Origin of the sequence: Acinetobacter pullicarnis, assembly GCF_006352475.1 — a bacterium.
Taxonomy (GTDB): domain Bacteria; phylum Pseudomonadota; class Gammaproteobacteria; order Pseudomonadales; family Moraxellaceae; genus Acinetobacter; species Acinetobacter pullicarnis.
On record NZ_VCMZ01000003.1, the window covers coordinates 88,005 to 114,055 of the forward strand.

29 protein-coding genes and 3 pseudogenes are annotated in these 26,051 nt (G+C 48.3%); 18 read left to right on the forward strand and 14 right to left on the reverse strand.

Annotated features, from left to right (window positions below; all coding sequences use genetic code 11):
* Nucleotides 1–187 precede the first annotated feature (187 nt).
* The 10 genes from istA to FD716_RS18550 all read left to right on the forward strand — a co-directional run bounded on the left by istA (nucleotide 188) and on the right by FD716_RS18550 (nucleotide 8,113).
* Nucleotides 188–1,687 carry an IS21-like element ISPst3 family transposase gene (istA, locus tag FD716_RS18505; RefSeq protein ID WP_024012635.1) on the forward strand — a complete coding sequence of 500 codons (1,500 nt, stop codon included), beginning with the start codon at nucleotides 188–190 and terminating at the stop codon, nucleotides 1,685–1,687.
* Entirely contained in the window at nucleotides 1,680–2,483 is an 804-nt protein-coding gene (istB, locus tag FD716_RS18510) for an IS21-like element ISPst3 family helper ATPase IstB (RefSeq protein ID WP_010454871.1), read from the forward strand. The genes istA and istB overlap by 8 nt, the downstream gene beginning before the upstream one ends.
* 520 nt (nucleotides 2,484–3,003) lie before the next feature.
* A complete protein-coding gene (gene msrB, locus FD716_RS18515; protein ID WP_003464965.1) occupies nucleotides 3,004–3,447 on the forward strand; it encodes a peptide-methionine (R)-S-oxide reductase MsrB in 444 nt (147 codons plus the stop codon).
* 1 nt (nucleotide 3,448) lies between these two features.
* Nucleotides 3,449–3,988, forward strand: a complete 540-nt coding sequence (msrA, locus tag FD716_RS18520; RefSeq protein ID WP_003464967.1) for a peptide-methionine (S)-S-oxide reductase MsrA — start codon at nucleotides 3,449–3,451, stop codon at nucleotides 3,986–3,988.
* A 140-nt stretch (nucleotides 3,989–4,128) separates the two neighbouring features.
* Nucleotides 4,129–4,833 carry a glutathione S-transferase N-terminal domain-containing protein gene (locus FD716_RS18525; protein WP_139853763.1) on the forward strand — a complete coding sequence of 235 codons (705 nt, stop codon included), beginning with the start codon at nucleotides 4,129–4,131 and terminating at the stop codon, nucleotides 4,831–4,833.
* Nucleotides 4,830–5,798: a magnesium and cobalt transport protein CorA gene (locus FD716_RS18530; protein WP_002118270.1), complete on the forward strand. Its 969-nt coding sequence runs from the start codon at nucleotides 4,830–4,832 to the stop codon at nucleotides 5,796–5,798. The genes FD716_RS18525 and FD716_RS18530 overlap by 4 nt, the downstream gene beginning before the upstream one ends.
* A 58-nt stretch (nucleotides 5,799–5,856) precedes the next feature.
* Nucleotides 5,857–6,198 carry a hypothetical protein gene (locus FD716_RS18535; RefSeq protein ID WP_009501719.1) on the forward strand — a complete coding sequence of 114 codons (342 nt, stop codon included), beginning with the start codon at nucleotides 5,857–5,859 and terminating at the stop codon, nucleotides 6,196–6,198.
* A gap of 45 nt (nucleotides 6,199–6,243) precedes the next feature.
* Entirely contained in the window at nucleotides 6,244–7,257 is a 1,014-nt protein-coding gene (locus FD716_RS18540) for a zinc-binding alcohol dehydrogenase family protein (RefSeq protein ID WP_002118279.1), read from the forward strand.
* Between the two features lie 72 nt (nucleotides 7,258–7,329).
* A complete protein-coding gene (locus FD716_RS18545; protein ID WP_005006001.1) occupies nucleotides 7,330–7,761 on the forward strand; it encodes a GlcG/HbpS family heme-binding protein in 432 nt (143 codons plus the stop codon).
* Nucleotides 7,762–7,819: 58 nt separating this feature from the next.
* Nucleotides 7,820–8,113: a DUF1330 domain-containing protein gene (locus FD716_RS18550; protein WP_010591688.1), complete on the forward strand. Its 294-nt coding sequence runs from the start codon at nucleotides 7,820–7,822 to the stop codon at nucleotides 8,111–8,113.
* Between the two features lie 325 nt (nucleotides 8,114–8,438).
* On the opposite strand, the gene FD716_RS18560 is transcribed toward FD716_RS18550, so the two are convergent.
* On the reverse strand, nucleotides 8,439–8,909 hold the full coding sequence (locus FD716_RS18560; RefSeq protein WP_003464979.1) for a TlpA family protein disulfide reductase: 471 nt from the start codon (nucleotides 8,907–8,909) through the stop codon (nucleotides 8,439–8,441).
* A gap of 467 nt (nucleotides 8,910–9,376) precedes the next feature.
* On the opposite strand from FD716_RS18560, the gene FD716_RS18565 reads away from it, so the two are divergent.
* The 4 genes from FD716_RS18565 (at nucleotide 9,377) to FD716_RS18580 (ending at nucleotide 11,793) form a co-directional block, all read left to right on the forward strand.
* Nucleotides 9,377–9,979, forward strand: coding sequence for a sulfite oxidase-like oxidoreductase (locus tag FD716_RS18565; protein ID WP_003464980.1), 603 nt, complete (start codon nucleotides 9,377–9,379; stop codon nucleotides 9,977–9,979).
* A complete protein-coding gene (locus tag FD716_RS18570; RefSeq protein ID WP_002118292.1) occupies nucleotides 9,972–10,718 on the forward strand; it encodes a ferredoxin reductase in 747 nt (248 codons plus the stop codon). Before FD716_RS18565 ends, FD716_RS18570 begins: the two co-directional genes overlap by 8 nt.
* A 453-nt stretch (nucleotides 10,719–11,171) precedes the next feature.
* A complete protein-coding gene (gene grxC, locus FD716_RS18575) occupies nucleotides 11,172–11,444 on the forward strand; it encodes a glutaredoxin 3 (RefSeq protein WP_005005995.1) in 273 nt (90 codons plus the stop codon).
* Between the two features lie 67 nt (nucleotides 11,445–11,511).
* Nucleotides 11,512–11,793, forward strand: a complete 282-nt coding sequence (locus FD716_RS18580; RefSeq protein ID WP_003464986.1) for a DUF427 domain-containing protein — start codon at nucleotides 11,512–11,514, stop codon at nucleotides 11,791–11,793.
* 1,296 nt (nucleotides 11,794–13,089) lie between these two features.
* Here FD716_RS18580 and sdhC read toward each other — a convergent pair.
* Nucleotides 13,090–13,464: a succinate dehydrogenase, cytochrome b556 subunit gene (sdhC, locus tag FD716_RS18595; RefSeq protein WP_005005993.1), complete on the reverse strand. Its 375-nt coding sequence runs from the start codon at nucleotides 13,462–13,464 to the stop codon at nucleotides 13,090–13,092.
* A 70-nt stretch (nucleotides 13,465–13,534) separates the two neighbouring features.
* Between sdhC and FD716_RS18600 the strand changes: the two are divergent.
* A pseudogene (locus FD716_RS18600) lies at nucleotides 13,535–13,699 on the forward strand (IS4-like element ISAba33 family transposase); the annotation flags it as partial.
* Nucleotides 13,700–13,718: 19 nt separating this feature from the next.
* Here FD716_RS18600 and FD716_RS18605 read toward each other — a convergent pair.
* A pseudogene (locus FD716_RS18605) lies at nucleotides 13,719–14,102 on the reverse strand (IS701 family transposase); the annotation flags it as partial.
* A gap of 224 nt (nucleotides 14,103–14,326) precedes the next feature.
* Between FD716_RS18605 and FD716_RS18610 the strand changes: the two are divergent.
* Nucleotides 14,327–14,884: a DNA-binding protein gene (locus FD716_RS18610; RefSeq protein ID WP_039048338.1), complete on the forward strand. Its 558-nt coding sequence runs from the start codon at nucleotides 14,327–14,329 to the stop codon at nucleotides 14,882–14,884.
* Between the two features lie 82 nt (nucleotides 14,885–14,966).
* On the opposite strand, the gene FD716_RS18615 is transcribed toward FD716_RS18610, so the two are convergent.
* From FD716_RS18615 to FD716_RS18675, 11 genes and pseudogenes are all read right to left on the reverse strand, one after another.
* Nucleotides 14,967–15,257 carry a type II toxin-antitoxin system YafQ family toxin gene (locus tag FD716_RS18615; RefSeq protein WP_039048337.1) on the reverse strand — a complete coding sequence of 97 codons (291 nt, stop codon included), beginning with the start codon at nucleotides 15,255–15,257 and terminating at the stop codon, nucleotides 14,967–14,969.
* The gene (locus tag FD716_RS18620) at nucleotides 15,244–15,504 is read right to left on the reverse strand and encodes a type II toxin-antitoxin system RelB/DinJ family antitoxin (RefSeq protein WP_039048336.1); all 261 of its coding nucleotides are present in this window, start codon (nucleotides 15,502–15,504) and stop codon (nucleotides 15,244–15,246) included. Before FD716_RS18620 ends, FD716_RS18615 begins: the two co-directional genes overlap by 14 nt.
* A gap of 187 nt (nucleotides 15,505–15,691) precedes the next feature.
* The gene (locus tag FD716_RS18625; protein ID WP_270871650.1) at nucleotides 15,692–16,291 is read right to left on the reverse strand and encodes a GNAT family N-acetyltransferase; all 600 of its coding nucleotides are present in this window, start codon (nucleotides 16,289–16,291) and stop codon (nucleotides 15,692–15,694) included.
* 134 nt (nucleotides 16,292–16,425) lie between these two features.
* Nucleotides 16,426–16,698 carry a NadS family protein gene (nadS, locus tag FD716_RS18630; RefSeq protein ID WP_000369781.1) on the reverse strand — a complete coding sequence of 91 codons (273 nt, stop codon included), beginning with the start codon at nucleotides 16,696–16,698 and terminating at the stop codon, nucleotides 16,426–16,428.
* Nucleotides 16,691–17,010: pseudogene (locus tag FD716_RS18635) on the reverse strand (type II toxin-antitoxin system RelE/ParE family toxin). Before FD716_RS18635 ends, nadS begins: the two are co-directional and overlap by 8 nt.
* 129 nt (nucleotides 17,011–17,139) lie before the next feature.
* The gene (locus FD716_RS18645) at nucleotides 17,140–18,465 is read right to left on the reverse strand and encodes an ISNCY family transposase (protein ID WP_139850444.1); all 1,326 of its coding nucleotides are present in this window, start codon (nucleotides 18,463–18,465) and stop codon (nucleotides 17,140–17,142) included.
* 235 nt (nucleotides 18,466–18,700) lie between these two features.
* Nucleotides 18,701–19,027: a hypothetical protein gene (locus tag FD716_RS18655; RefSeq protein ID WP_005108845.1), complete on the reverse strand. Its 327-nt coding sequence runs from the start codon at nucleotides 19,025–19,027 to the stop codon at nucleotides 18,701–18,703.
* Nucleotides 19,017–19,448 carry a hypothetical protein gene (locus tag FD716_RS18660; RefSeq protein ID WP_018680121.1) on the reverse strand — a complete coding sequence of 144 codons (432 nt, stop codon included), beginning with the start codon at nucleotides 19,446–19,448 and terminating at the stop codon, nucleotides 19,017–19,019. Before FD716_RS18660 ends, FD716_RS18655 begins: the two co-directional genes overlap by 11 nt.
* A 264-nt stretch (nucleotides 19,449–19,712) precedes the next feature.
* Nucleotides 19,713–20,876: an HD domain-containing phosphohydrolase gene (locus tag FD716_RS19210; RefSeq protein WP_228715048.1), complete on the reverse strand. Its 1,164-nt coding sequence runs from the start codon at nucleotides 20,874–20,876 to the stop codon at nucleotides 19,713–19,715.
* Nucleotides 20,877–20,993: 117 nt separating this feature from the next.
* The gene (locus FD716_RS19215; protein WP_228268541.1) at nucleotides 20,994–21,773 is read right to left on the reverse strand and encodes a GAF domain-containing protein; all 780 of its coding nucleotides are present in this window, start codon (nucleotides 21,771–21,773) and stop codon (nucleotides 20,994–20,996) included.
* Between the two features lie 453 nt (nucleotides 21,774–22,226).
* On the reverse strand, nucleotides 22,227–23,399 hold the full coding sequence (locus tag FD716_RS18675) for a replication initiation protein (protein ID WP_139853765.1): 1,173 nt from the start codon (nucleotides 23,397–23,399) through the stop codon (nucleotides 22,227–22,229).
* 856 nt (nucleotides 23,400–24,255) lie between these two features.
* On the opposite strand from FD716_RS18675, the gene FD716_RS18680 reads away from it, so the two are divergent.
* Entirely contained in the window at nucleotides 24,256–25,029 is a 774-nt protein-coding gene (locus tag FD716_RS18680) for a ParA family protein (protein ID WP_139853766.1), read from the forward strand.
* Between the two features lie 13 nt (nucleotides 25,030–25,042).
* Nucleotides 25,043–25,954 carry a ParB/RepB/Spo0J family partition protein gene (locus FD716_RS18685; protein WP_139853767.1) on the forward strand — a complete coding sequence of 304 codons (912 nt, stop codon included), beginning with the start codon at nucleotides 25,043–25,045 and terminating at the stop codon, nucleotides 25,952–25,954.
* Nucleotides 25,955–26,051 lie beyond the last annotated feature (97 nt).

Genomic DNA, 26,051 nt, shown 5'->3' on the forward strand with positions numbered 1-26,051 from the left:
TTGAGCCCCCACTAAAAACCCCGCCGAGGCGGGGTTTTTTTATGGCTATGTCCCAATACCGTGTTGCAAGGATGTTGCCGCTGACCGAAAACTGACCCAGTAGAGGCTGTTCTGCCGACTGAAAACTGACCCAGGTGTTCAACTGCTTCTGCTCAATTTTTGAGCAGGAGAACACAGGGTGATCAGTATGGAAATGATGGGCAAAATTCGCCGGATGTATTTCCGCGACAAGCTGTCGCTGCATGAGATAGCCAAGCGCACCGGGTTGGCGCGCAACACGATTCGCAAGTGGGTCAGAGCACCTGAGGCCAAGCCGCCGGTCTACCAACGCCGCGCGATCTTCAACAAACTCAGCCCTTTTCACGCCACGCTGGAGCAGGCGCTAAAAGCCGATTCGCTGCGGCCCAAGCAACAGCGGCGCAGTGCCAAGGCGCTGTTGGCGCAAATCAAAGCCGAAGGTTATGACGGTGGCTACAGCCAGCTCACCGCGTTTATCCGTGCCTGGCGAGGGGGACAGGGCAAGGCGTCGCAGGCCTTTGTGCCGCTGACCTTTGCTCTTGGCGAGGCGTTTCAGTTTGACTGGAGCGAGGAAGGCTTGCTGGTCGGCGGCATTTACCGGCGTATGCAGGTGGCACATCTGAAGCTGTGTGCCAGCCGTGCGTTCTGGCTTGTGGCGTATCCGAGCCAGGGCCATGAGATGTTATTTGACGCCCATACACGCTCGTTCGGCTCCTTGGGCGGCGTGCCGCGCCGGGGCATCTACGACAACATGAAGACCGCCGTCGACAAGGTCAATAAGGGCAAAGGCCGGGCGGTGAATGCGCGCTTTGCGGTGATGTGCGCGCATTACCTGTTCGATCCGGACTTCTGCAACGTCGCCGCTGGTTGGGAAAAGGGCATCGTTGAAAAGAACGTGCAAGACAGCCGCAGGCGTATCTGGCTAGACGCCCAGGACTGCCAGTTTCACTCCTTCGAGGAACTCAATGCCTGGCTGGGCCAGCGCTGCCGCGCGCTTTGGAACGAGCTGACGCACCCTCAATACAGCGGGCTGAGTGTGGCCGAAGTGCTGGAGTTGGAGCGCGCTGAACTGATGCCTGTGCCAGCGCCATTCGACGGTTACGTCGAGCGGCCTGCGCGGGTCTCCAGCACCTGCCTGGTCAGCGTCGGGCGCAACCGCTACTCGGTGCCGTGTGAGTATGCGGGTAAGTGGGTCAGCAGCCGTTTGTATCCGACGCGAATCGAGGTGGTGGCTGACGACGCGCTGATCGCCAGCCATGTCCGCTTGCTGGATCGCGACCAGGTCAGCTATGACTGGCAGCACTACCTCCCGCTGATCGAACGCAAGCCCGGTGCGCTGCGCAACGGCGCGCCCTTTGCTGATCTGCCGGCGCCGCTGCGTCAGCTTAAGCACGGTCTGGGGCGTCATGCCGGCGGTGACCGGATCATGGCGCAAGTTCTGGCTGCCGTACCGGTCGCCGGGCTCGATGCGGTGCTGGTGGCTGTTGAGCTGGTACTGGAAAGCGGCAGCCTGAGCGCCGAACACATCCTCAATGTCGTGGCGCGCCTGGCCGCGACCGAACCACCACCCAGCGTCGAAACCCACTTGTCGCTCAAGGAAGCCCCCGTCGCTAACACGGCGCGCTACGACCGCCTGCGTGGCCAGACCGAGGAGATCGGTCATGCGTGATTTGATGGCGGAACTCAAGGAGCTGCGCCTGCACGGCATGGCCACGGCCTGGGCGGAGTTGACTGCGCAGGGTGAGTCGAACACAGCCTCGTCCAAGTGGCTGCTCGAACACCTGCTGGAACAAGAGCACACAGATCGCGCCATGCGCTCGGTGAGCCACCAGATGAACATGGCCAAGCTGCCGATGCACCGCGACCTGGCCGGCTTCGACTTCAGCGCCTCCAGCGCAGACGCTCGTTTGATCAGCGAACTGGCCAGTCTGGCCTTTACCGACACCGCGCAGAACGTGGTGCTGATCGGTGGGCCTGGCACCGGTAAAACCCACCTGGCCACTGCGCTGGCCGTGTCCGGCATCACCCGGCACGGCAAGCGCGTGCGCTTCTACTCCACGGTCGATCTGGTCAATCTGCTGGAGCGCGAAAAGCACGACGGCAAAGCCGGGCGGATCGCCCAAGCTCTGCTGCGCATGGATCTGGTCATCCTCGACGAACTGGGTTATCTGCCCTTCAGCCAGGCCGGCGGTGCGTTGCTGTTTCACCTGCTATCCAAGCTGTACGAACACACCAGCGTGGTGATCACCACCAACCTGAGCTTCGCCGAATGGTCGAGCGTGTTCGGCGACGCCAAGATGACCACCGCCCTGCTGGATCGGCTGACCCACCACTGCCACATCGTCGAAACCGGTAACGAGTCCTATCGCCTGCAACACAGTAGCTTGGCGGCCCAGGCCAAGATCAAATCACGGGAGCGAAAGCGTAAGGGCGGCCAGGAACCGGAGGACGATGAGCCGTTCTGATTTCATGGCGACGACGGCCTGCTACATGGCTGCGTGTGGCAGGTCTTAAACAACTGAACTGGGCTAGCGAAGGAGTGGGGGCAACAGCAGCTGCGCTGGTAGACTTATCCACAGTTGCTGGTAACAAAATCAGCAATCCGCCCTGGGTCAAATTTCAATCGGCAGGGTGGGTCAATTTTCCATCAGCGCCAACACACTAAGCAACCATCAGAAAATTTTGACTGTACGCCAAAAAATTCGCATCTACCAGCATCTAAACAGGCGTTGTTGATTATCATAAAACACTGACACTGTATTATATAATCGTGCTTTTGTGTTATTTTTTTAATATTTACTGATTACGTACTTGCTTAACCACTCAGTTGCGCTAGAATTAATAGACGCGAAATTTAAATCTCTAATTTTCCAACACTTAGTAAAACCTCGTTTGCCATCCCACTACCATTGTAGGAGCAAATCAGGAGACATAAAAAATTAGCGGTAGCGTGCCTGGCCCTCTAGATAAGTATTGGAGACTGTAATGAAGTTTGAAAAGTCACAGACAGCAATCGACCACCTGACTCCCGAGCAACACCGAATTACCCAGGAGGCGGGCACCGAAAGGCCCTTCACGGGCGAGTACAACGACAACAAGGAGCCTGGCATCTACGTCGACATAGTGTCGGGAGAGCCACTGTTCGCTTCGACGGACAAGTTCGATTCGGGTACTGGCTGGCCCAGCTTCACCAAGCCGATCGTTTCGGCAAACGTGAACGAGGTGCGGGACAGCGCACACGGCATGGTCCGGACGGAGGTCAGGTCAGTACACGCAGACAGTCATCTCGGCCATGTGTTCCCCGATGGTCCTTCCGACCGCGGCGGTCTGCGGTACTGCATCAACTCAGCGTCCCTTCGCTTCATCCCGCGCGACGAGATGGAGTCCGAGGGATACGGTGAATATCTCGATCAAGTAGAGGAGGCTTAACATGCATCAGCGCGCTGTTCTCGCAGGAGGATGTTTCTGGGGCATGCAGGATCTGATCCGCAAGCGGCCCGGCATCATCTCGACCCGTGTGGGTTACACGGGCGGCGATATTCCGAACGCCACGTATCGTAATCACGGCACGCATGCCGAGGGGATCGAGATTGTCTTCGACCCGACAGTGACGAGCTACCGGAACATCCTGGAATTCTTCTTCCAGATCCACGATCCGACGACGCTGAACCGCCAGGGCAATGATCGTGGGCTCTCCTACCGGTCGGGCATCTATTATGTCGACGAGGAGCAGAAGCGCGTCGCCGAGGATACGATCGCCGATGTGGATGCCTCGGGGCTGTGGGATGGCAAAGTGGTGACCGAGGTCCAGCCGGTCGGCGAGTTCTGGGAGGCCGAGCCCGATCACCAGGATTATCTGGAGAAGCGCCCGGGCGGCTACACCTGCCACTTCGTCCGTCCCGGCTGGGTGCTTCCGAAGCGCCAAAAGGTTGACGACGTACAGCCAGCGGCCGGGACCGCGGCGGAATAGGCTTCACTGCCGTTGCCACTGCGCCGGTCCGGTCCGCAATCTTCGTGACCGCGTCGTTCAGCGACGCGGTCATCGAACCCTACTTCAGAGTGACGGCTCGTTCCAGTCAGTCGCCATCGCAACACCAGGATCGCAGATTTATGCCAGACCTCTCGTCCTTTCCGATCACGCAGCGCTGGCCGGCATCTCATCCCGATCGCCTGCAACTCTACGCAGCCCCTACGCCCAATGGCGTCAAGGTCTCGATCATGCTTGAGGAGACTGGCCTGGCGTACGAGCCCCACCTGATCGACATCTCGAACAACGAGTCGAAGGATCCGGCGTTCGTGTCGCTGAACCCGAACGGACGCATACCGGCGATCATCGATCCGGCTGGCCCTGACGGTAGACCCATCGCCTTATGGGAATCCGGTGCGATCCTCCTCTATCTGGCCGACAAGACGGGTCAGTTCATCTCCACCGAACCAGGCCAGCGTTACGAGACCCTAGCGTGGGTGTTCTTTCAGATGTCGGCCATCGGGCCGATGTTCGGACAGCTAGGCTTTTTCCTGCGATTTGCCGGCAAGGACTATGAGGACAAGCGACCTCGGCAGCGCTTTGTTGATGAATCCAGGCGTCTTCTCGGGGTCCTGGATCACCGGCTGGAGGGCCGCGAATGGATTGTCGATGATTACTCGATCGCGGACATTGCGACGTTTGGCTGGGTGAATGCGCTGGTCGAATTCTACGCAGCGGGCGACATCCTCGGCCTAAGCAGCTATTCGAACGTGCAGGCATGGCTCGAACGCGGGCTGGCGCGACCGGCTGTACAGCGTGGCCTGCGAATTCCTGCGAAGCCTGCATGACCATTATCGCCGCATATTATTACAACGAAGGTAAGCGAGTCCGTGAAATCAGGCTCGATGAGCACGTCGAACTAAACGAGAATCGCTCGGGCTTCTGCTGGATCGCGCTTAGCGAGCCCACCGCAGACGAACTCAGCGCGATCCAGACGACGTATAACCTCCATCCTTTGGCGATCGACAACGCCATGCACCCGCTGTGCCCGCCCAAGCTCGAGGTCTACAACGATGAGTTGTACGTCGTCGCCCAGACCGCCGAGCTGGTCGGCGACCGGATCAGCTACGGCAAGATGGCGATCTTCACCGGTCACAATCACCTTATCACCGTGCGGCACGGCAATGCCGGAGCGCTGGGCAAACTTCGGGAGCAACTCGAGGCATCGCCGACGCAGTTCGGCAAGGGTGTCGACTATGTGCTGCACGCGATCTTGCACCGAGTGGTCGACCAGTATCTGCCCATCTTCGAAATGATCGAGGACGACGTCCTGGCGATGGAGCGACGGTCGCTGCACGATTTCCTCGGGCCAGAAGAGGTGGCGCGAATCTTCGAACTAAGGTCCGAACTCACGCGGTTCCAGCGCACGCTCGGGGCTATGGCCGAGCTGGTGCGAAAGCTCGTTCGCGGCCACTTTCCCTGCATCAGCGCCGAAATGACACCATATTTCCACGACGTCGCGGACCATGTCCACCGCGTGCAGTCCATGGTCGACGGCCTCCTGCTTGTCCTGTCCACGGTCTTCGAGGCCAGCAGCCTTCTGGAAGCGCAAAGGATCGGTGTGGTCACTCGCCAGCTCGCGGCCTGGGCGGCGATCTTGACGGTCCCGACGGCGATCGCCGGAATATATGGCATGAACTTCAAGCACATGCCGGAACTGGACACGCCATATGGCTACTTCGTCGTGCTCGGAGTGATAGCGGTGTTCTGCCTTCTCCTGTTCATGCGCTTCAAGAAGGCCAAGTGGCTATGAGTAACGCACTTCGCGAGCTTCTCCGTCCGCCGAGTCACAGCGCGCTTTGTGCGCGAGCGTGTCCAATCCAGTTCAAGATGAAGGTGCTTCCATGACCTCCCAGGTGACCGACGTTCTAGAAGCAGTCCAGTCATTCATCGCCAACGGCTATGACCGCGAATACCGCGTCAAGGACGGCAATCTCGTCGATCTCGAACTAGGGTCAACCCTCGATGCATGCAGCATTCGCGTCGATGCGGCGTTGCGCCTCGAGAGCGGGGACGACGGCGAAGATGCCTCCAACATCTACGCGATCACCGATCCGGCGACAGAGCATAAAGGCCTGTTGATCGACGTGTTCGATGAAATCTGCTACCGCGACCCAGTTCAAGAGTCGGGACCTCAATGTAGAAGAAGTTGACTAACGAGCATTCGCGTCATCCGATCAAGCAAGCTGGAGACATTTATGAAAGCCATTGGTTACAAGGTTCCGGGACCCATCGCCGCGGATGCCGCGCTGGTCGACATCAATCTGCCTCGGCCTGTCGCTGCAGGATACGATATCCTGGTTGAGGTGAAGGCCGTCTCGGTCAACCCGGTCGACTACAAGGTCCGCAACAGCACGCCGCCGGCAGATGGCGATTGGAAGGTGCTGGGATGGGATGCCGCCGGGATTGTGCGCGAGGTCGGCCCCGACGTCACGCAGTTCGAGTTAGGCGACGAGGTCTATTATGCCGGATCGATCACACGGCCCGGTACCAATGCGGAGTTCCATCTCGTCGACGCCCGGATTGTCGGTCACAAACCTGCGTCGCTCTCCTGGGCGGAAGCGGCGGCGCTGCCGCTGACGACGTTGACGGCCTGGGAGGCGATGTTCGACCGCCTGGACGTGGCGAAGCCCGTACCCGGTGCGGCGGAGGCGATCCTCATCATCGGTGGCGCGGGCGGGGTTGGGTCGATCGCCGTCCAGATCGCGCGACAGCGCACGGACCTCACCGTCATCGCCACAGCCTCTCGACCGGAAACCCAAGAGTGGGTAAGAGGGCTTGGAGCTCACCACGTCATCGACCATTCTCGTCCGCTCGCGCCACAGATCGCCGAACTCGGCATCGGTGCTCCCGCTTTCGTCTTTTCGACCACACATACCGAGCAACATGTCGCCGACATCGCCGAACTGATCGCCCCACAAGGACGGTTCGGACTGATCGACGATCCCAAGGCATTCGATATCATGGTTTTCAAGCGCAAGGCGGTGTCGATCCACCACGAGCTGATGTTCACGCGGTCGATCTACGGCACGCCCGACATGAATGAGCAGGGCGAGATTCTGGATGCGATGGCAGCGCTGGTTGACGACGGCAAAATCCGCACGACGCTGACCCGGCGACTGTCGCCGATCAATGCCGCCAATCTGAAGACGGTGCATGCACTGATCGAAAGTGGCGCGGCTAAAGGCAAGATCGTCCTCGAAGGCTTCTAACGACCGCGATCGCCAAACATCTTGTCCAACCTCAAAAAGCCGAACGGGTTATGCCCCAGCGATGAGAATCCCATGACCAAATCTATTGCCACCGCCTCGATCAACCGCGAAACCGCAGTCGCCCTCATCGACGCGGCGCTCGCTGCGGCCCGTGCCATCGGCATCCCGGCTGCCGTCGCCGTCGTCGACGCCACCGGTAACCTGCGCGCGTTCGAGCGCACCGACGATGCGCCGTTCCTTACCGTCGATGTTGCCATCGACAAGGCCTGGAGTTCCGCCTCGTTTGGGTTCCCGACCCATGTCTGGAACGACTATGTGACCAACGATCCAAAAGTGGCGCCGCTAGCCTATCGCCCTCGGATGGTCGCTGTCGGCGGCGGTTATCCGATTCTGGAGGATGGGAAGTTGATCGGCGGCATAGGCATCTCCGGAGGCAACTATCAGCAGGATCAGGATGCGTGCGTCGAGGCACTCATGAAAATCGGGTTCCAGTTGCCAGCCTGACGACTGTGAGGCCATCACCGGTGGTAATGGCCAACAGATCCAACCTTTGAGAGGCCTAATGATGGAAGCGTTCGTCGTCTTTACGCGGGAAGAAACCAGCGACCCACATGCACTCGCAACCTATTCTGCAGGCGTCGGACCATCGTTCGATGGTCACGACGTTACCTTTCTCGCCGCTTATGGCGCGATCCAGCATTTGGAGGGGCCGCCCATCGAAGGGGCCGTAATCTTGCGTTTCCCGACGATGCAGGCCGCTCGCGACTGGTATGACAGTCCCGCCTACCAAACCATCGCTGCTCAACGCTTTGCCGGTTCCCGTTACCGCGCCTTTATCATTGAAGGGCGGCGGTGACATACCGACAGAAGCACTTCGGCGCTGACCACGAGGTATCGGCGTGTGAACTCGCATCTTGGGAATCTGTGGGGGGGACCAAGACAGCGGCGCTAGGGGCTCATATCGTCGATCGGATCAGAGAGTTGCTCGGCGAGAATGGGTTATCTATTGCCGAGCTGACGGAGCGGAGCCGCCCTCTCCCAACGGATTGATTCAATCGTTGACGCTCCTCCTATCCGGATCCGGGTTTTCGCACGCTGATCAACAGAGTTACAGCGCGCAACGCCTGTAGTGGGCATCAGGGGATGGGTGGCAATCAGGATGATTGCCCACCTTCCAACGATTAACCTTGCTCAAGTTGCTTCACTAGTCGCTCCGCGTCGAGATGGAAGTCCGAGAAAACAATGCTACCGCCAGCGTCGATAACCGTAAACCACGGAGTTCCTCGTGTGCGGTAGTCTTCCATGAAGGTTGGAAACGGCGAGCCGGTCGGTTGCTCGTCGTGACCGAAAACGATAGGAAGCTCATACTTGAGCTGGTTCACGCGCAACTTCTCGAAGGTATTCTCATGCGTTCCTTCGAAGACGGTCTGGATCACTGCGAACCCCACGTCTTTTGAGCTCAACGCTGCATGCAACTTTTGTAGCGTCGGAAACCCATGCAAATGGCAACCTTGGCACCAATGCTGGAAGGCAAACAAGATTTTCGGGCCGGGCCCGATATCTGACAGTTTGAACGGCGCGATACTTTCCCCATCTTTGCCAATCCATTTTTGCACCCGCAGCTCAGGCGCTTGTCGTTCGATCTCGTTCATCTGATCCTCCAACCCCGATACAGAAGCTTAGTGGATGATCGCGCGTCGCGACGGTGCGCGAACGTCCGACCTTATTTTCCCTATTTCCTGAAGCCAGAATAGATCAGATCGACATTTCGTCCTTAATATACTCAAGCTGCCGGCGAGCGCGAACTGGGCAACCATGCGCTGGTGAGCCTTGAGCTTTGCACGCTGCCCATCCGTTTGAGAGCGAACCTGCAACTTCCGCTCCGCATACCGCAGATCAGCGTACGCAGCCTTGGGGTTATCTACCCTATAGCCATTGGGTATTGGGAATCATGCTGGCCTGACGCTATGTTCGATACGCGATTTTTTACGATGATAGAGCATCTGTATCTGATTTTTAGTCGATTGGCTTATTCGGCGGATGTGCGGGCAAATGCTTTACGCAGAGTACTGAAATGAAGGCCGGCTTCGGTCTGCCGTATCGAGCAAGAGGGGTCACTATGGTCACCAGAGGTTTCACCGGTCGCGGTTCAGGCGACCAGTCCGATCGGATTCCGCCAGGTCAGCATCTGGTGGAGGATTTCCCTGTTCTGTCGGCCGGCCCTACGCCGAGGGTAGAGCCCTCCGACTGGAAATTCACAGTCAAAATTGGTCCGAAGCCCGTCAAAACGTGGAATTGGGGCGAATTCAACACTCTACCAAAGACCCAGGTGACAAAGGATATTCACTGCGTCACCTCTTGGTCCAAACTGGATACCGTTTGGGAGGGTGTACTCATTGAAGACATCCTTGCAGATGCAGAGCTTGATCGGCCTACCGATTTCGTCTTGGCGCACTGCTACGATAATTATTCGACAAACGTCCCTCTGACGGATCTGCTTTCCGGGAAAGCGATGGTCGCCCTCAGTTATGCGGGCAAGCCACTTTCCCGCGATCATGGGGGGCCGGCGCGTCTTCTAGTGCCGCACCTTTACTTCTGGAAATCCGCCAAATGGGTGAATGCGCTGCAATTCACGACGCGTGACGAGGCCGGCTTTTGGGAGCTGCACGGCTATCACATCTACGGCGATCCGTGGCGCGAACAACGATACACCCATGACTGAAAACGAAGCGCAAGTCCGTTCGTGGCAATCATGCGTGATCGACGACATCATCCAGCAAACACCGAGTATCAAGAGCTTCTTCCTTCGGTTGAGCAAGCCGTTCGCGCACACCGCAGGTCAGCACGTCGATATCCGGCTGACCGCGCCCGACGGCTACAGTGCAATGCGCAGCTACTCGATCGCGTCATCGGCAGTTTCGACCCCGATCGTCGAGATAGCTATCGAGCGCATGCCGGATGCCGAAGTTTCGCCGTTTTTTCACGACATCGCGGCGATTGGTGACGAAATCGAAGTTCGCGGTCCGCTCGGTGGCCATTTCCTTTGGCCTGAGCCTGCCATAGATCCGGTTCTGTTGATCGGGGGAGGCTCCGGCCTCGTGCCGTTGATGGCAATGATCCGGCAGCGCCGCGCATTGGCCCAAGCCGTTCCGACAGCGTTGCTCCTGTCCGCACGAACCGCCGAGGACGTTCTCTTCTCAGAAGAACTTCATTGCATCGAAATCAGCGATCCGGCGTTCGTCCTGGCGCTCGCGATTACGCGCGAGAAACCGGTTCGCGCATCGGACTTTGCGCGACGGATCGACGGCATGATGGTCCAAGAAATTCTAACCAGGCTTCAGGGAAAGCCGACGCAAGTGTTCGTCTGCGGGTCTAACGGATTCGTCAACATCGCAACCGATAGCGCGCTGCTGGCGGGCTTGGACGCCTCCATCATCAAGACGGAGCGCTACGGGGGCTAGCGGCGCGAGCTATCTCACGTCGCGCCGATCGTAGACGTGCGCCCTGGGAAGCTTTGGCGATCAACGTGAACCGTTTTGCCGAACACAGTCTTCGTACCCCCCGGCCTCTAGAACGCCTTCGCTCGCGATACCTGGCTCGACATCAAGCTCAATTTGAAAGTTCCTGCACTATCCGTCGTCCTGATATGCTCGACCAGCATGATGGGCGATTCGAGCGGGACCGCTTCCGTCCCAATCGAGGCTCGGTTACCTTAGAGCATCGGCTCGGCGCTACAGGAGGCGCGTGCGGCCTCTGCCTGGCGGTGAAAGCACTTTGGGCCATGTCGCCTGGATAGCGGCCAATCGTCAGCATCTGCTCCGATGTCGGCCAAGGTGCAGTCGCCATCTTTGAACGCCGCGAATTGGAGATCAACGCCATGACAGCGATCCGCGTGCAACTGCCGGAGATGCAATATGACAACTGATGTATTGCTGTACACCACGAATTGGTGCCCGTTCTGCCGCCGAGCGAAGGCGCTCCTCAAGGAAAAGGGCGTGCGATGGAAGGAGCTCGATATTGAGGCGGATCCGGCTCACCGGCAGGCCATGGCGGAAGCGTCGGGGCGAAGCTCCGTGCCGCAGATCTTCATCAATGGCACCCTTATCGGTGGCTCCGATGAGCTATTCGCGCTCGATGTCAGAGGCGAGCTCGACAAACTTCTCGGGCGCAACCCGCCTGCCACCTGAGGAGGTGCGGCTTGGGGCAGCCAGCCCGCGAGCCTTCGCCGGTTGATGAATACAAAAGGAGAGTCCGTTGGTCTCAGCCATCTGGAAAGACACTACTATCGCCACAAGCGACGAAACAGTCATCGTCGAGGGAAATCACTACTTCCCACCGTCAGGAGTCGACCTGAGCCTGCTTGAGATGAGCCCGCACACATCTGTCTGTCCGATCAAAGGCGCCGCGCGCTTCTTTCATGTTCGCGCGGGTGACGCGCTCAACGTGAACGCCGCTTGGACCTATCCCGCCCCCACTCCGGATGCCGAGGGTATCCGGGATTACATCGCTTTCTGGAAAGGCGTGGACGTTGCCTAGCAGACTGGACGGACGACTTCGCTGATAGCCATGCGGGCGCCGACATCTCAATTATCCTGCCCACCCCGGGCCTCGTCGGCTGCAGGAATCTGCCCGGCACCTTAGCGCGACCCGGCACTGGCGGTCTCGCACCCGCCGCGCCTCTGTTCTATCAATAAGGATGGATGACATGGAGCATTCCGAGTTCGATGCCGCTTTCGCGAAGCTTGCGGAGGGATACAGAGAAGGGACTTATGAAGGCCGGCGTTTCAGCTTGATCGTCCGGCGATCTGGGGACGGACGTCGCAACAGTCTGTTCGCCAGGGAGTTGGACGGGACTGACATTGTCAGCTTCAACCTCTTCCGCGTTACATCAGATAGGACATTGTTGAAGCCGTGCGAAATGTCCGCCGAAAAGGTCGTAGCGTTCGTGCTGGAGTTCCGACCGGACACCTGACGGGCAGAAGAAGATCCCGGCCAACCGGCGCGCCTGCGACGGCCGGCTATCTAAGGCTGCGCAAGCCTATAGCCGCAGCTCATTGCACTTCGTCTGGCGAGGAATTCAACATCGATACGTCGCCATCCGCGGGGATATCGGTACAGGCGCCCGTGTAAGCCAGATTGAGAAATCCTAAGCGATGACTAACACCAATGACGCCACCCTTCCGACACATTCTATTCTTGAGGAATGCACAGCGATGGCTGTCGTCAACGCTCTGAAGATTATTCTGAAGAACAGCTACGCGATCTACCTTAAGACAAAAAATGCCACTCGGGCGCATCCCGCCCCTACTTCAGGGACTTTCACTTGCTTCTCGCTCTGTCACTCACAGCATCGGCACGCCCATGACGCATGGTATCCAGGCCTCATAATTTTCCCATATAACCTTCTTGTCTTTTGCGCACCCAGAAAGACTCGAGGCTTTAACTGGACAGATGAGCCCTCGAGGGTAGTGTTCACCTGATTGGCTTTCTCATATCTGATGTTGATTCGCACAGTGTGCCAACCAGGTGATAGTTTCAAAAAACCTGCGCTTCAGAGCGAATTAGACGATCTTCGATAAGAGCGATCCGCCTCAAAATCCAAAACATCTAACATTGTCCTAGAGCCATATTTGTACCTAGTACTATGGCGCTCCCATTAACACATTTGATGATGCACAGAAAACTTAGCTCATGATAGCTTTCAGCTAACAGCTATTCGGAAGCCCGAAAGGATTCAACCGTTTAAGCGTGAACCGTCGATTATAAATACTTTCGTAAGTTAGCTTTAAAGGACGCTTTTAGTCCTTGTAAATACGCATTACGACTCCACAGCTACCAAATCCATACGGCGCCAGCAACCATTAAAACACCCGACACTACTAAAACAATAGTAGAGGCGCGATTGCTGCCTTTCAAAGTATGACCAACACCCACATCCATAACTAGGTGTCGAATTCCGGCTACGAGATGATAAATAAATGAAGAGTATACCAACCAGAAACTAACTTTGCCGAAAGGTGAAGAAAAAATCTCCTTGACTTCATTAAAACCCTTTTCTGACTCCAACGATTTGCTCAGCATATACAGTATCAGTCCCAGAAAAATAAAGAGCATAATTCCTGAAATCCGGTGCAGAATCGATGTAAGCGCCGTGAGAGGAAGCTGAATGGTTCGAATATCAAGATTAACCGGCCGCTTTTTATTCATTTTGACTCCAGTCAACAATTCTAGTGGGGGATTTCAGTTTTCGATCTCATTCATCATAGCAGCTGTAACAAAAATAAAGAAGCATGGACGACTCTCAATGAGTTTATTTCGCTATGGTTTAGACTATGTTCAAATGGCGATTCAGCGTTTAATTGGTTTTGGGAAAAAAGAAGAGTTTAAGGAAATTTTGGCAATTTTAAGAAGGCAGAATCCTGATAGGATAAGGGTTCTGTGAAATTTGTCGTGTACAGAGAAATTCGGAAATTAATTGGAATATTTTGACCATTCTGATCTGTCGCATACAAGGTAATGAGATTAATACCCTTGACGGATCGGTGGTGTTTGCCTGACCAAAAATAGCTAACCAAGTCCATATGTTGACTATAGGGTTTATCTAAAACAGTATCATCAATACTGACTATAAGTTTATTATTATCAATATGTTGAATTGCTTCTTGATATAGGTCGTGAGGTGTGTAGTCTTCACGTTCTAGAAAGCGATTTACACTATCATGCGAGATGTTATAAGTCTCGGCAAGTTGTGTGCAGCTAATAGAGTTCGGTTCTGTCATGAGAAAGCCCATATAAATGGGTAATGTACAAGTTGCTGTAGAAGCATGTTTAATTCGTCTGATCACAGATACTTTATAAAGTATTTTAATACTTTTTTGAATCCGTCAATGCGTAAGTCCTATTAATCTAATAGAAATCATCTTCTATCGGCTTTTGCTAAATTGGAAAACATTAGCGAACAGCTGCAGAGAGTTTTAGCTAGTCATAATTCATAAAAAATATCGATTGTGTACTGTACTGTAATGTACTAAAATACGATACAGTACAGTACACAATAGAAAGTAAACCCATGGCAATCACTAAATCAGATGTGGCAAAAGCCATCGAATCCCTTGCAGCACAAGGCTCAAACCCAACTAACGATAATATCCTTGCGGTTCTTGGTAGCGGCTCAAAGACCACTATCAACAAATACCGCAAAGAGATCCTTGAAGAGCAACTGGCGGCAGCCGTTACTACGGCAAAAACTCTGAAAGATGCGGAACTTGTTACCGTGTCACAAGTCATTGCAACCCTATTGCAAGAACGGATTGATGCAGTACAAGGCGGATATGCGGAAACAGTGCAACAACTGGAAAAGCAGCTTGCAGATACCACAGAAAAACTGGAACAGGTGCAAATCAAACTTGATGAACAGATCAAACAAACTGATGACACCACCGACAAGCTGAAAGTCGCTCTTGCTAGTACAGATAAGGCAAAAGAAGACTACAACGCCTTGCAAGCCAAATATGAACAGCTACTCGAAAAATCAGGCTCGATCAAATATGTGGAATCACAACTCACTAATGCAAATGCACGGATAGCTGAATTAGAAAAACAGATTACAATGCAAAAAGACAAGTAACTGACGATGAAGGCTGACATGCTCCCCATTAAATCACTGGTTTAGTACGGAGTATGTCAACGCTCTTTGGGGGTTACATCATTCAAATTGCTAATTCGCTATGACTGCCTAAGCGAACTAATTTCAAAATTAGTAGTTCACCTTCTTCTGTTTTCTTATAGATTAAAACGAGATCAGGTTTGATATGGCAATCACGATGACCTACCCAATTACTGACCAAAGCATGGTCACGATACTTTTCAGGCAAGGCTTCATCAGCTTGCAATAATTCTAAAACAGTTTGTAGTTCAGCATCTAATGTATTTCGATGCTGCCCTTTTTTCTCACGTTTATAGTCTTTCTTGAATGCTGATGTGTACTTAATCGTCCGCATTTAGATCAGCCATCAAATCTTTAACAGAAGTGAAGCTCTTTGCTTTGCTTAGATCTTCTTCCATTGCAGCAATGGTTTCAGGATTGGGCTGCCAAATTTCAAAAGGCAGAGCCTTTTCTTTCGCTATCTTGGTTAACAGCAAGCGAACTGCATCTGAGACAGTTAAGCCCATTGTTGCAAGAACTTCTGTTGCTTCATGCTTAATGTTTTCGTTAATGCGAGTAGTGACTAGTGCATTTGAAGCCATGTTAAGCTCCTATGATTAACATTGTTAATCACACTATATTCTTAGATGAAGAAAAGTTCAATTCGTATAACCGCCATTATGTTAAATGGATGGTGAATTGGTGGAAAATTCCTGTTTTTATAATTGCGAATAAGAGTTTTTATGTTAAATCATAATCCTAATGTATTAGTGTAATAAAATCTTATAGTTAATAATTATCTAATAAATCAATTAGATGTGCTTTTATGTTAGTCCATTCACTTTTGATAATACTGTACATTACGGTATCTCGAGTTGTACCATCTTTACGTAAAGCATGACCTCTAATTATCCCATCCTTTTTTGCGCCCAATCTTTCAATTGCTCGCTGACTTTTAATATTAAAAATATCAGTGCGAAGTCCAACCGTCTCAATATTTAACTGTTCAAAAGCAAATTGTAGTAATAGCAACTTACATGTCGTATTGACATGCGTACGCTGCACTGATTTTGCATACCAGGTATAACCTATTTCTAAGCGTTTCACGTTCAAAAGAACATCATGATAACTAGTTGTACCTAGAATTTTCCCAGAGTTTTCTTCAATGACAACAAATGGATAACGTGTACCTTCCTGTTTTTGTATTAGAGCTGTTTCAATATATTGATGAACCTCAGAATAATGTGGTGTTGATGTCACTCTTAACTTCCATAGCTGACCATCTTTACATGCTTCCATAAGCCCACTTTCATGTTCAAAAGATAAGGGAATTAAACGGATATTACTTTTATTCAAAACAACATGATCAAATAATTCTAATTCTTTCACAATACTTTCCCTTTACGACATTTGAGCTGAATACAAGTGGTTCTATTGAGTTAATAATTTCTAAAATTAACATAATACACCTTATACGAAATAAAAAATGGGAGCCTTAAGCTCCCATTTTTTAAGTAATTTTTTCAAATAAGGCTTGGGTGAGCATCTAAAATTCGAATCAATGTAGCTGCTGGTCCAGTTGGATAGCGTCGTCCCTGTTCCCAATTTTGCAGGGTACGGGGGCTAATATGTAGACGTGCAGCAAATTCATTTTGGCTCAAGCCGGTTTTTTCACGTACTTCTTTAATATCAGGCAATTCGAGTTCTGTAACTCGGCTTGCTTTAACTTCTTTACGTTTGATGGCTCCAGCTTCTTTGATTGAAGCAACCAAGTCATCAAATAAGTTGTTATCCATGAAATTGCTCCTTCACGAGTTGGCGCAGAATGGCGGTTTCCTTATCTGTTAAATTATCTTTTACTGATTTTGGATAAGCCACTAAGAAAAAGATCTGATCATCCTCGGTGACCCAATAATAAATCACCCGTATCCCACCACTTTTCCCTTTGTTACCTTGAGCACAACGTACTTTGCGAATACCACCGCCATTCTTGATTAGGTCACCTCTATCAGGCTGTACCAAAAGATCTTGCTGAAGTTGACGATATTCCTCAGAGATACAAGGTCTTTAATTTGCTTGGTAAAGATGCTGGTTTCAATAAATAACATGGACTCTTTATACGTCAATGGCGTATTTGAATTTTAGCAGTTTCCATAACAAAAAACGAGAGCTGGTAGCTCTCTCTCTCTGTTATTCCCAAGTAGAAATGTCCTACCTAATAACCAAATAGAAATGTCCTATATGGACATTTCCAAGTCAAGCACAGGATTCAGATTTCGTTGTTGAATTGCTGTTTTCTGTGCACGTCTGCTTGGCATCTTTTGAGAACGATTGCGTTTGTTTTGTTGTTCCAGTTCTTCATGCTGTTGTTGGATATGATTCAGAACAGCACCCAACCGTTTATTCTCAACAATCTCTCGCTGGTTGAGCTGACTTAATTTATCGAAGATGCTGTAATTGATCTTCCGGCCTTCATGCATGATGGCTACAGTACCATCCGGGTATTCTAGAAACTCAAGATATTTACCAATCAGCCTCTGGTTTTCTTCTGTACTCTCCAGGAGATATACACATTTATCATAAGTAATGGTCAGGCTATTGGTGACTCTACGTGGCTCTCGCCAGGTAAAAATATCATCTAATTGCTCAGCTGTTTCGGTGGCAGAGCGGTGTAAGTTCTTAGGATTAAAGGCCATCTTTGCAAACTTGAGATTGAACTGCTCAATAAAGCAGGGTAACCACTTATTCGCATCTGCAATCGAACTGATACCTTCCAGGCGCATCTCCTTAATCAGACGGTCCTGAAGGGTTCTGTTGGCCCGTTCCACCCGTCCTTTGGCCTGAGGGGAGTTAGCGAAGATGATATCGATATTGAGGGTACTGAGTACGCGTCCAAACTGGGTAATCTTGCTGTCTTTCTTGCTGCTTTGATTCACCCTAAAGACTGAATGTTTGTCGCTGTAAAACGCTAAAGGCTTACCATGCTGTTCAACATACAAGCGTGTCGAAATCATATAGTCAAAGGCTGATTCTGATTCACAGAAGCGTAAATGCTGCAATTTGCCTGTGGCATCATCGATAAAGACTAGCAGACAGCATTTAGCGGCTCTTCCTTCAAACCAGTCATGGTGTGAGCCATCGATTTGTACCAGTTCACCATAACAATCTCGGTTATATCGAGGCTGATATGGGCGTTTCAGGCGCTTGGAGCGAGGAATCCATAAATCGGCTGCAATCATCCAGCAACGCAGGGTTTCCACTGAAAGATCGAATCCATGAACGGTAGTGAGCTTTTCATGCGCTAAAGTGGGTCCGAAACCATGGAGTTGATCCGAAACAATATTGAGGCACTTGAGTCTGAGTTCTTCAGGAAGTTTGCAGTTGCTGGTTTGGCCACGACCAGCATGGGCTAATGCAGCTGGGCCTTGAGCTTTGTATTTCTGCAGTAAGCGTCTGATCTGACGTTCTGAAATATGAAGTAGCTGAGCAGCCTGGGATTGAGTTATGCGTTGATCGCAGATTTCCTGCAAGACCGACAATCGTTTAAGTTCTTTATCCGACATAGACACCAACATATCAAACCGTCCGCTTCAATAATCGCAAAAGTGCATATTCTAAAAGCGGACATTTTTACTTTGGAGAAACCGGACATTTCTATTTTGGGCTTACACTCTCGTTTCGCATAACCACCATTATGTTAAATGGAGGTTAGATTGGTGGAAAACTCCAGTTTTTGAAACTTCAAATAGAAGCTCTTTCGTTCAATTAGTAATTGTAATTTCTATATAAATTTATATTCTATTGAATAATTATTTCATAAATTCTCCTATCATATTTGGCTGCATATGTAGCTACTTCTTGATTAATCTTTTTATGACTTTTATCTACATATGAAAAGATTATTGAATCCTCATTATGCTGCTCATAGTTGATGGCGTATTTATATTCCGAATAAGGATAAAGAGTACCTAAGCTATAAGTTTTTTGAGCACTGATATAAGTTATTTTAAGATCTGTGATTGGGGCATTGGTCCAATTTTTAATAGAAATATATCCATTTTTTTCTAATGGTTGGCATCCTATAATTAAAACTAATGCAAGACAGTAAAATAGGCTATTCTTCATTTTGGTAGTTCTGTTCAATTGGTCTTATGAGTCGACTAATAACTATAACTTTTGAGGTATCACAGCTAGGATCTACTTCAGTTATCCAAGAATAATTATTTTTTTCTAGAGGATAGGATTCTCCGCCTCCATATGCTGCTTTATCACCTAAAAAATAAGTATCCGAATCTACTTTTAGGCTCTTAGTTTCCATATCCCAATCTAGAGTTTTTGTAGCAAAAATTGGCAGAACTTTAGATCCATCAGCATGTTCTAGGTATAGGCATTTACCTTCCCTAATAAGCTTAGCCTCACTATAACTTGCATTATCTGCTCCCCCCGTATATTGAATACGTGGAACAACTATATTTGATTCAATTTTTTCTGTAACTGGACTACAGGCTGCAAGTAAACTTAATAAAATAAATTCTAATTTTTTCATATTAAAGGAATTTTTTGATAAAATAATAATAGAGAAATTAAAGCAAATTATTCCAAAAGGCTCTGATTAAAAATTGTTAAAATGAACCGTACCGGGTTTGTCGGAGACTTTTTATTTAAGTTAGGCCACCTGACCTAACTGGTTAATTTTATCATAGTACATTGCTTCAAACTCAAAAGGCGATACATAACCCAGTGCAGTCTGTAGCTCAACTAAAAAAGTGAATAGCTTTTTGGCTGCTATTCACCTGATGATCAAGCCTGTTTAACTTGGCAGCACATATCCCTTTTCCTTGATTAAACGTACTGCTGCATCACAAACTTCCGTATCATAAATTGTTCCACGCCCTTTTAAAACTTCACAAAGTGCAACATCTATGCCCAAAGCAGCACGATATGGGCGATGCGTAGCCATTGACTCAATCACATCGGCTACCGCTAAAATACGTGCCTCTGGATGAATCTCCTCCCCTTTCAAACCATTAGGATAGCCCGTTCCATCCATGCGTTCATGATGCTGACCAATGATTTCTGCAATTGGAATATTGAAAGGAACATTCTTGAGAATCTCATAACCCGCCTGTGCATGGCCTTTCATCATTTCCATTTCCAGATGCGTTAGACGAGTAGGTTTAGTCAGAATTTCAGAAGGAATGGAAATCTTGCCGATGTCATGTACCAGTCCAATTTCTTCCATCTGCAGGCAGCGTTTTTCATCCCAGCCCATTTCTTTGGCAATGGCACTAGCAATCAGCCCTACACGACGCTCATGCCCCGCAGTATAAGGATCGCGTAATTCCACCATAATAGATACTGCCTGCAAGGTGCCATACATGGTGGCTTCCAGCTGCTCTAGCTGTCGGGTAATCTGATCCTGTGCCTGCTTTTGTTCGGTAATATCTAGTGCCATGACAATCGTGGCAGGCATGCCATCGTCCCAAGTGATGCAACGTGCATGTAGGGCAAATTCCCGGATCTGACCGTTTTGATGGCGGAACGCAACGATAGGCGGCATGCCCAAATATTCCGTAGCTTGATCCTGCTCCTGGTGAATCAGTGCCAGGATGTCTATCGTTGCATCGGCAAACTCCAGAATATCATGTCCAATGAGCGCTGCAGCAGACCAGCCAAGCATGTTGGCATAACTTGGATTGACGTAGATATACCGATTGTCGCGCAGCACATACACTCCGACCACGGTATGTTCTACCATGATTCGGAAGCGCTGCTCACTGTCTTGTAATGCCTGTTCCGTTTCCCGGATTGCGGTCAGATCATTCCAGACCAGAATCACATCATTGCCGACAATCGACATGGTACGCTGGGCAATGCGCTGACTACCATCTTTTGCTAACAGCGTAATTTCAGGAAATTGCACCGGGTTGCCTTTTTTTGCTAGTTGCAATGCCTCTTCCCAGTTCTGTTGCATCAACTGTCTTTGCTCTGCACTCGGCGCCACTTTTTTCAGCCAGGCATCCTGATTTTGAAAATCTTCCAGGCGATATCCCAGCCATTTTTCATAGGCTAAATTGACTGCAAGAATGCGTTAATCCTGTATGGAAATAATATGCATCGGCACAGGAGACTGCAAAAACACCTGCTGGAAACGTTGTTCCATTTGCTGGGAATAAGATTCGGCAGTTTTGCGCTGTTGTTCGGCGGAAAAACGCTCCAGTGCAGATGAAATATCTCTGGAGAGATTTTGTAGCAGCTGAATTTGCTCCTGATCAAATTCTACCCGACCTGTGGTGTACAGCCCGATCAGCCCCCAGAAATGGCCGTTAAACAGCAACGGAGTCAATGCCGCCTGGTGCACCTGTTCCTGTTTTAAATAGTGTCTCCACGCCCGGTATTCTGGAGAAATATGCGCATCAGGAGCATTGACCAAGGCATAGCTATAGACATCCACATCTGGGCCAGTATTTTTCACATGATTCAACGGAGGATTCTGCTCCTGCTGCAAGACAGTCTGCAACGTCGGTAAAATATTGGCACTGACATTATGATGGAACTGGATCACTAGTGGACTGTCAGCCTGATCATCAGCCTTAAGTGCGATCACAATTTTGGCAAAACCACCCAAGTTCAGCAACACCTGCTGCAACTCAGTCAGCAATGCCTGCTGGTTCTGGCTATGGGCAATGACCCGATTGGTTTCACTAAGCAACTGATAGAGATAGGTTAAACGTGCCACCCGACCCTGGGACTGTAACCGAGTATATACTTGGGTGATCTGAATGGTGATATGATCGATTAAACTCTGTTCTTCATCCAGAAAATTAGCGGCATCTGCTGCCGGTGTCAATGGATCATACCAGACAGTCAAGCTGCCAAATTGCTGGCTGTCATCGGCAAAAGCTGACGACTTTGTTGCATAAATATGTAAGCATCTGATTTAAATAAATTTAAATTTGGATCAAAAAATAATCAAAACCTTTAAAATCATATAGTTATGAAATCTTTGTGCAACAAAGCCATATAAAACTATTAAAAAAAATTATAGATAAGATTATTTCCATATTTAATAAATATTTCTTTAAGTCGGACTATATTGCAAGTGCCTTGAGTAATTCTGCTATAGCAGATATTTCTGATACTTGCCATTTCAAGCCAATTTCTGCTTTTGAGTGGGGTAAAGTAATTTGAACCGTTAACATGTCAGTAGGAGTCTCAATTTTCACACTTCATGCAACAGAGTCGTTTTTATCCTAAGGTCCTTACCACTTGTATTCTTTACGAACATATATCTAAAAAGTGTAGCAAGTTGCTACACTTTCCGCTAGATCAACTCTTTACCAAAAATATCATTCAGTCTTTCACGAATACTATAGACGAATTCCGGATTATTTTTAAGTTTATGCTTCATATTTCGTTTAAAGTCATTCAATCCCATACCAATTTCAGCAAAATCCATTTGGAATAAAGTGTCATTAATGACAATATTTGCTTGAGAGTCAGTGAGGCATCCTACTTTTTTAAACCACTTCTTGAACTGCTGATAATTTTCATCATTATTAAAAATATACCAAGAACGTACATTCATATCGAATTTAGCCCCTAATTCTTTTACGTATGCATTGTCTTCAAATGGAACATCAAGATAGATTTTTTCAATCACTGCAAATTCATCCAGTGCCTTATCAGCAATCCGATGATGCAGTTTAAAATTCACACCTACAATTGGACGGCCTTTCTTAACGGTTTCATACTCTAACTGTAGATCTGTATTTTCGTTAATTTCTGCCACTATTTTGTCTAATACATAGCGTCTAAAATCTACCCAGCGATCATATTTGGTTTCATTAATATCAATCAGTGCTTTCAAGTTTTCTAAAAGTAATGGCACTTCATAACTCTTTTGATTGGCGTACTTAAATTCGTTTTTAATGAAATAAGTATAAAGACTCATACTGGCAACAGAATCTAGGGCAAAAAGATGTTTTAGCTGATAGGTAGTAAAATTACCCCCAGCCAGTTGAGTGAAATACGGCAACACCTCACTGGTAAAACGAATCTGAATCGCATTTTTAGAATCATCTTCCCATCTTAACTCACGGATAATGGGAACGACAGAATGTACTTTTTTAGTTTTTCTCTTACCATCATCAGCAGGCTCCTCAATAATAAAATGAGCCACCCGGGATGAAAGTTCTTTATAGATGCGGTCTATTGCAACATTAATTGAATTACGTTTATTCAATCCTAGTAAATCTGCCAGATCATCCTTATACAAATAAATATAGGTTTGTTCGGTGATTTCACCATTTACCCTATTTTTCTCACTATAATTCGCAACTGCCATTGCATATAGAAGCGCTTTGTATTCATTGGCTGATAACTCGATTGGGCGAATTAAACGGTTACTGGTACTGACAACACCATTATGGCGAATGTTGCCTATACAGTAAGGAATATAATTCGATTCTTCTTGCAATGGTTCAGATTCTGTCATAACCGTGATATTTATAATTTGACTTAGTTTTTATATACAAAAGTGGAAAAACTTTCAAGGTTTTCACCACAAGATTCTAAAAGTGGAAGGTTTGTCATCAAAAAAAAGCGGTTTAGCCGATTTTTCTCCTTTAAAGTGGAATTAAATATAATATTTCCACCCTATAGTGACAGACCTTCCACCTTTAGCTCCTAAATTACAGTTCAGAATACCTATTTTTACTTGTTTTCATCCACATTCAGGTAGGGTAAGTCAGATAGAAACCCTGATGTGACAAGGCTTCCACCTTTCAGTTAGATTTGAAAGGTATAACTGTACATATAATCATCAGGAAATATCCAATAAAAACAGATTATCCACAGGTTAAAAATATACAGTGACAACCTTTCCACCTTTAAAGCTTATTTACGGGACTTTATTAACAGCCTAAATTATTGTTTTTTTAACTATTTTTTTATAAAAATAGCAGTTTAAAAAGTAGCAGTGACAAACCTTCCACCCTAGTGACAGACCTTCCACTTTACAGTGACAGACCTTCCACTTTAGGATGACAAACCTTCCACCTTAGAGTGACAGACCTTCCACCTTACGGTGACAAACCTTCCACTTTACGGTGACAGACCTTCCACTTTTAAAAACATAAGTATTTGTTTTATATAATAAAAATATGCTCTTAATTATTAATTAGCTAAATAACTAATTATTCTAATTATTAATTAAGCTAGCCTATTTAAAGATTTATTTTTTAAGCTGTTTTACATCTGAACAAATAGGTTTATAAATTTAAAAACTATAGTAAGATAAGTGAAAGTTATTTATATTACTAGACATTCAAATACGGAATCATCTGACACGCATGTCTGCAAAAATTATTACTGTTGCTAACCACAAAGGCGGATGTGGCAAAACAACGACTGTTGTGCACCTCGCCTCAGAACTTGCCAATCTGGGCAACAAAGTTTTAGTCATTGATTTAGATCCTCAAGCAAACGCAAGTTTACATATTGGGATCCAACATCCAAGCGAAATTGTTGTGACTACAGCAGAATTACTGGTGGGCGATATTTCGTTGTTGGCAGATGCATTACAAGAAGAAACGAACTTTGAAAAAGTATCATTAATTTATGGTTCCTTGAATTTAGGAAAAACAGAAGACCAACTAAAAGAAGAAGCTCCCCGTCCTTCTGAAGAGTTAAATATCAAGTTAGAACTGTTAAAAGATCTTTATGATTTTATATTGATCGACTGTCCACCTAGTCTTAAATTATTAACCAGCAATGCCTTGGCATCTTCAACACATGTCATTATCCCTATCGAATCCGGATCACAATATGGATTGTATGGGGTAACAGATCTTTTAAATCATCTTGAAAAGATCAAACGTATTAATCCAGATTTAGAGCTTTTAGGCGCTTTACTAATTAAGCATGATGAACGTCAGAATGTCTGTAAGCTGATTCGGAATGAAGCCTTGAAACAGGTAGGAAAACTTTTAGAGACCACCATTCCTCAAAGTACTAAAGTTAATCAAGCAGCGATTCTTCAACAATCACTTTTGAAAGTAGAAAAAAATTCAAAAGTACGTAAGGCTTTTGAAAGCCTTGCCAATGAAATTGTAGCTAAAGTTTAAACCTGAGAGTATTATGGCAAGCACCAAAGAGCTTTTAGCTCAGAAACTGAAACAGAATACAGAAAAACATCAGCAAGCACAGAAAGACAATATTAGAGAACTGAAAGAGTTTAGACGTAATGTTCCTATTGAGGATATCAGCCGCAGTCCAAACCAGCCGCGTAAATTATTTGAAGAGTCACAATTAAAAGAACTGGCGGATTCCATTGACGAAGTCGGTCTTTTGCAGCCCATTACAGTACGTAAACTTGATAATCTGAAATATGAACTCATTGCAGGCGAGCGGCGCTTACGGGCGCACCAGTTACTCGGCAAGTCTGTGATTGAAGCCATTATCATTGATGCGAATAATGTAGAAGCATCTTTGTTAACCTTAGCAGAGAATTTAAAGCGTCAGGACCTGACAGATTATGAAATTTTTATTGGCCTGAACTCACTTGATGAGAAGTTAAAGAAAAACAAGCAACGTTTAGCCAATTCACTGGGTTTAAATCGCGAAGATATGTACAAGTATTTAGCATACGAAAAACTGCCTCAAGTAATTTTAAATGACCTTGATCTGGAACCAGGCCTGCTAGGTCGTACTGCTGCAACTGCATTCAAAAAATTTCTATCGGATCATCTGGAACAACTTTCTGAGGCCGAAACGGCTTTACTCGGGGCTTGGGAAAAAGTAAAAGACAAAAAACTTGAGCAAAGCAAAGTTACTGCCTATGCTGAAAAATTATTGAGTCAGGATCCAGAAAAACTGACCACGACATCAGTGGTCAGAAAAATTGAATATGCGGGTAAGATTGCGGGGAATATTAAACTGAATCAAAAACAGCTTAAGGTTTCTCTGAATATCTCGGAAATTGACGAAGCCAGTCTATTACAACTAGAAGATTTTTTAAAACAGCTGATTCAAAAAAGCGAAAAAGTGTAGCAAGTTGCTACACTTTTCAGACTAATGACAAACCCCGATTCAGCAATCACTGAATCGGGGTTTGTTTTTTAAACTTCTATCATTCATTCATAGTGAT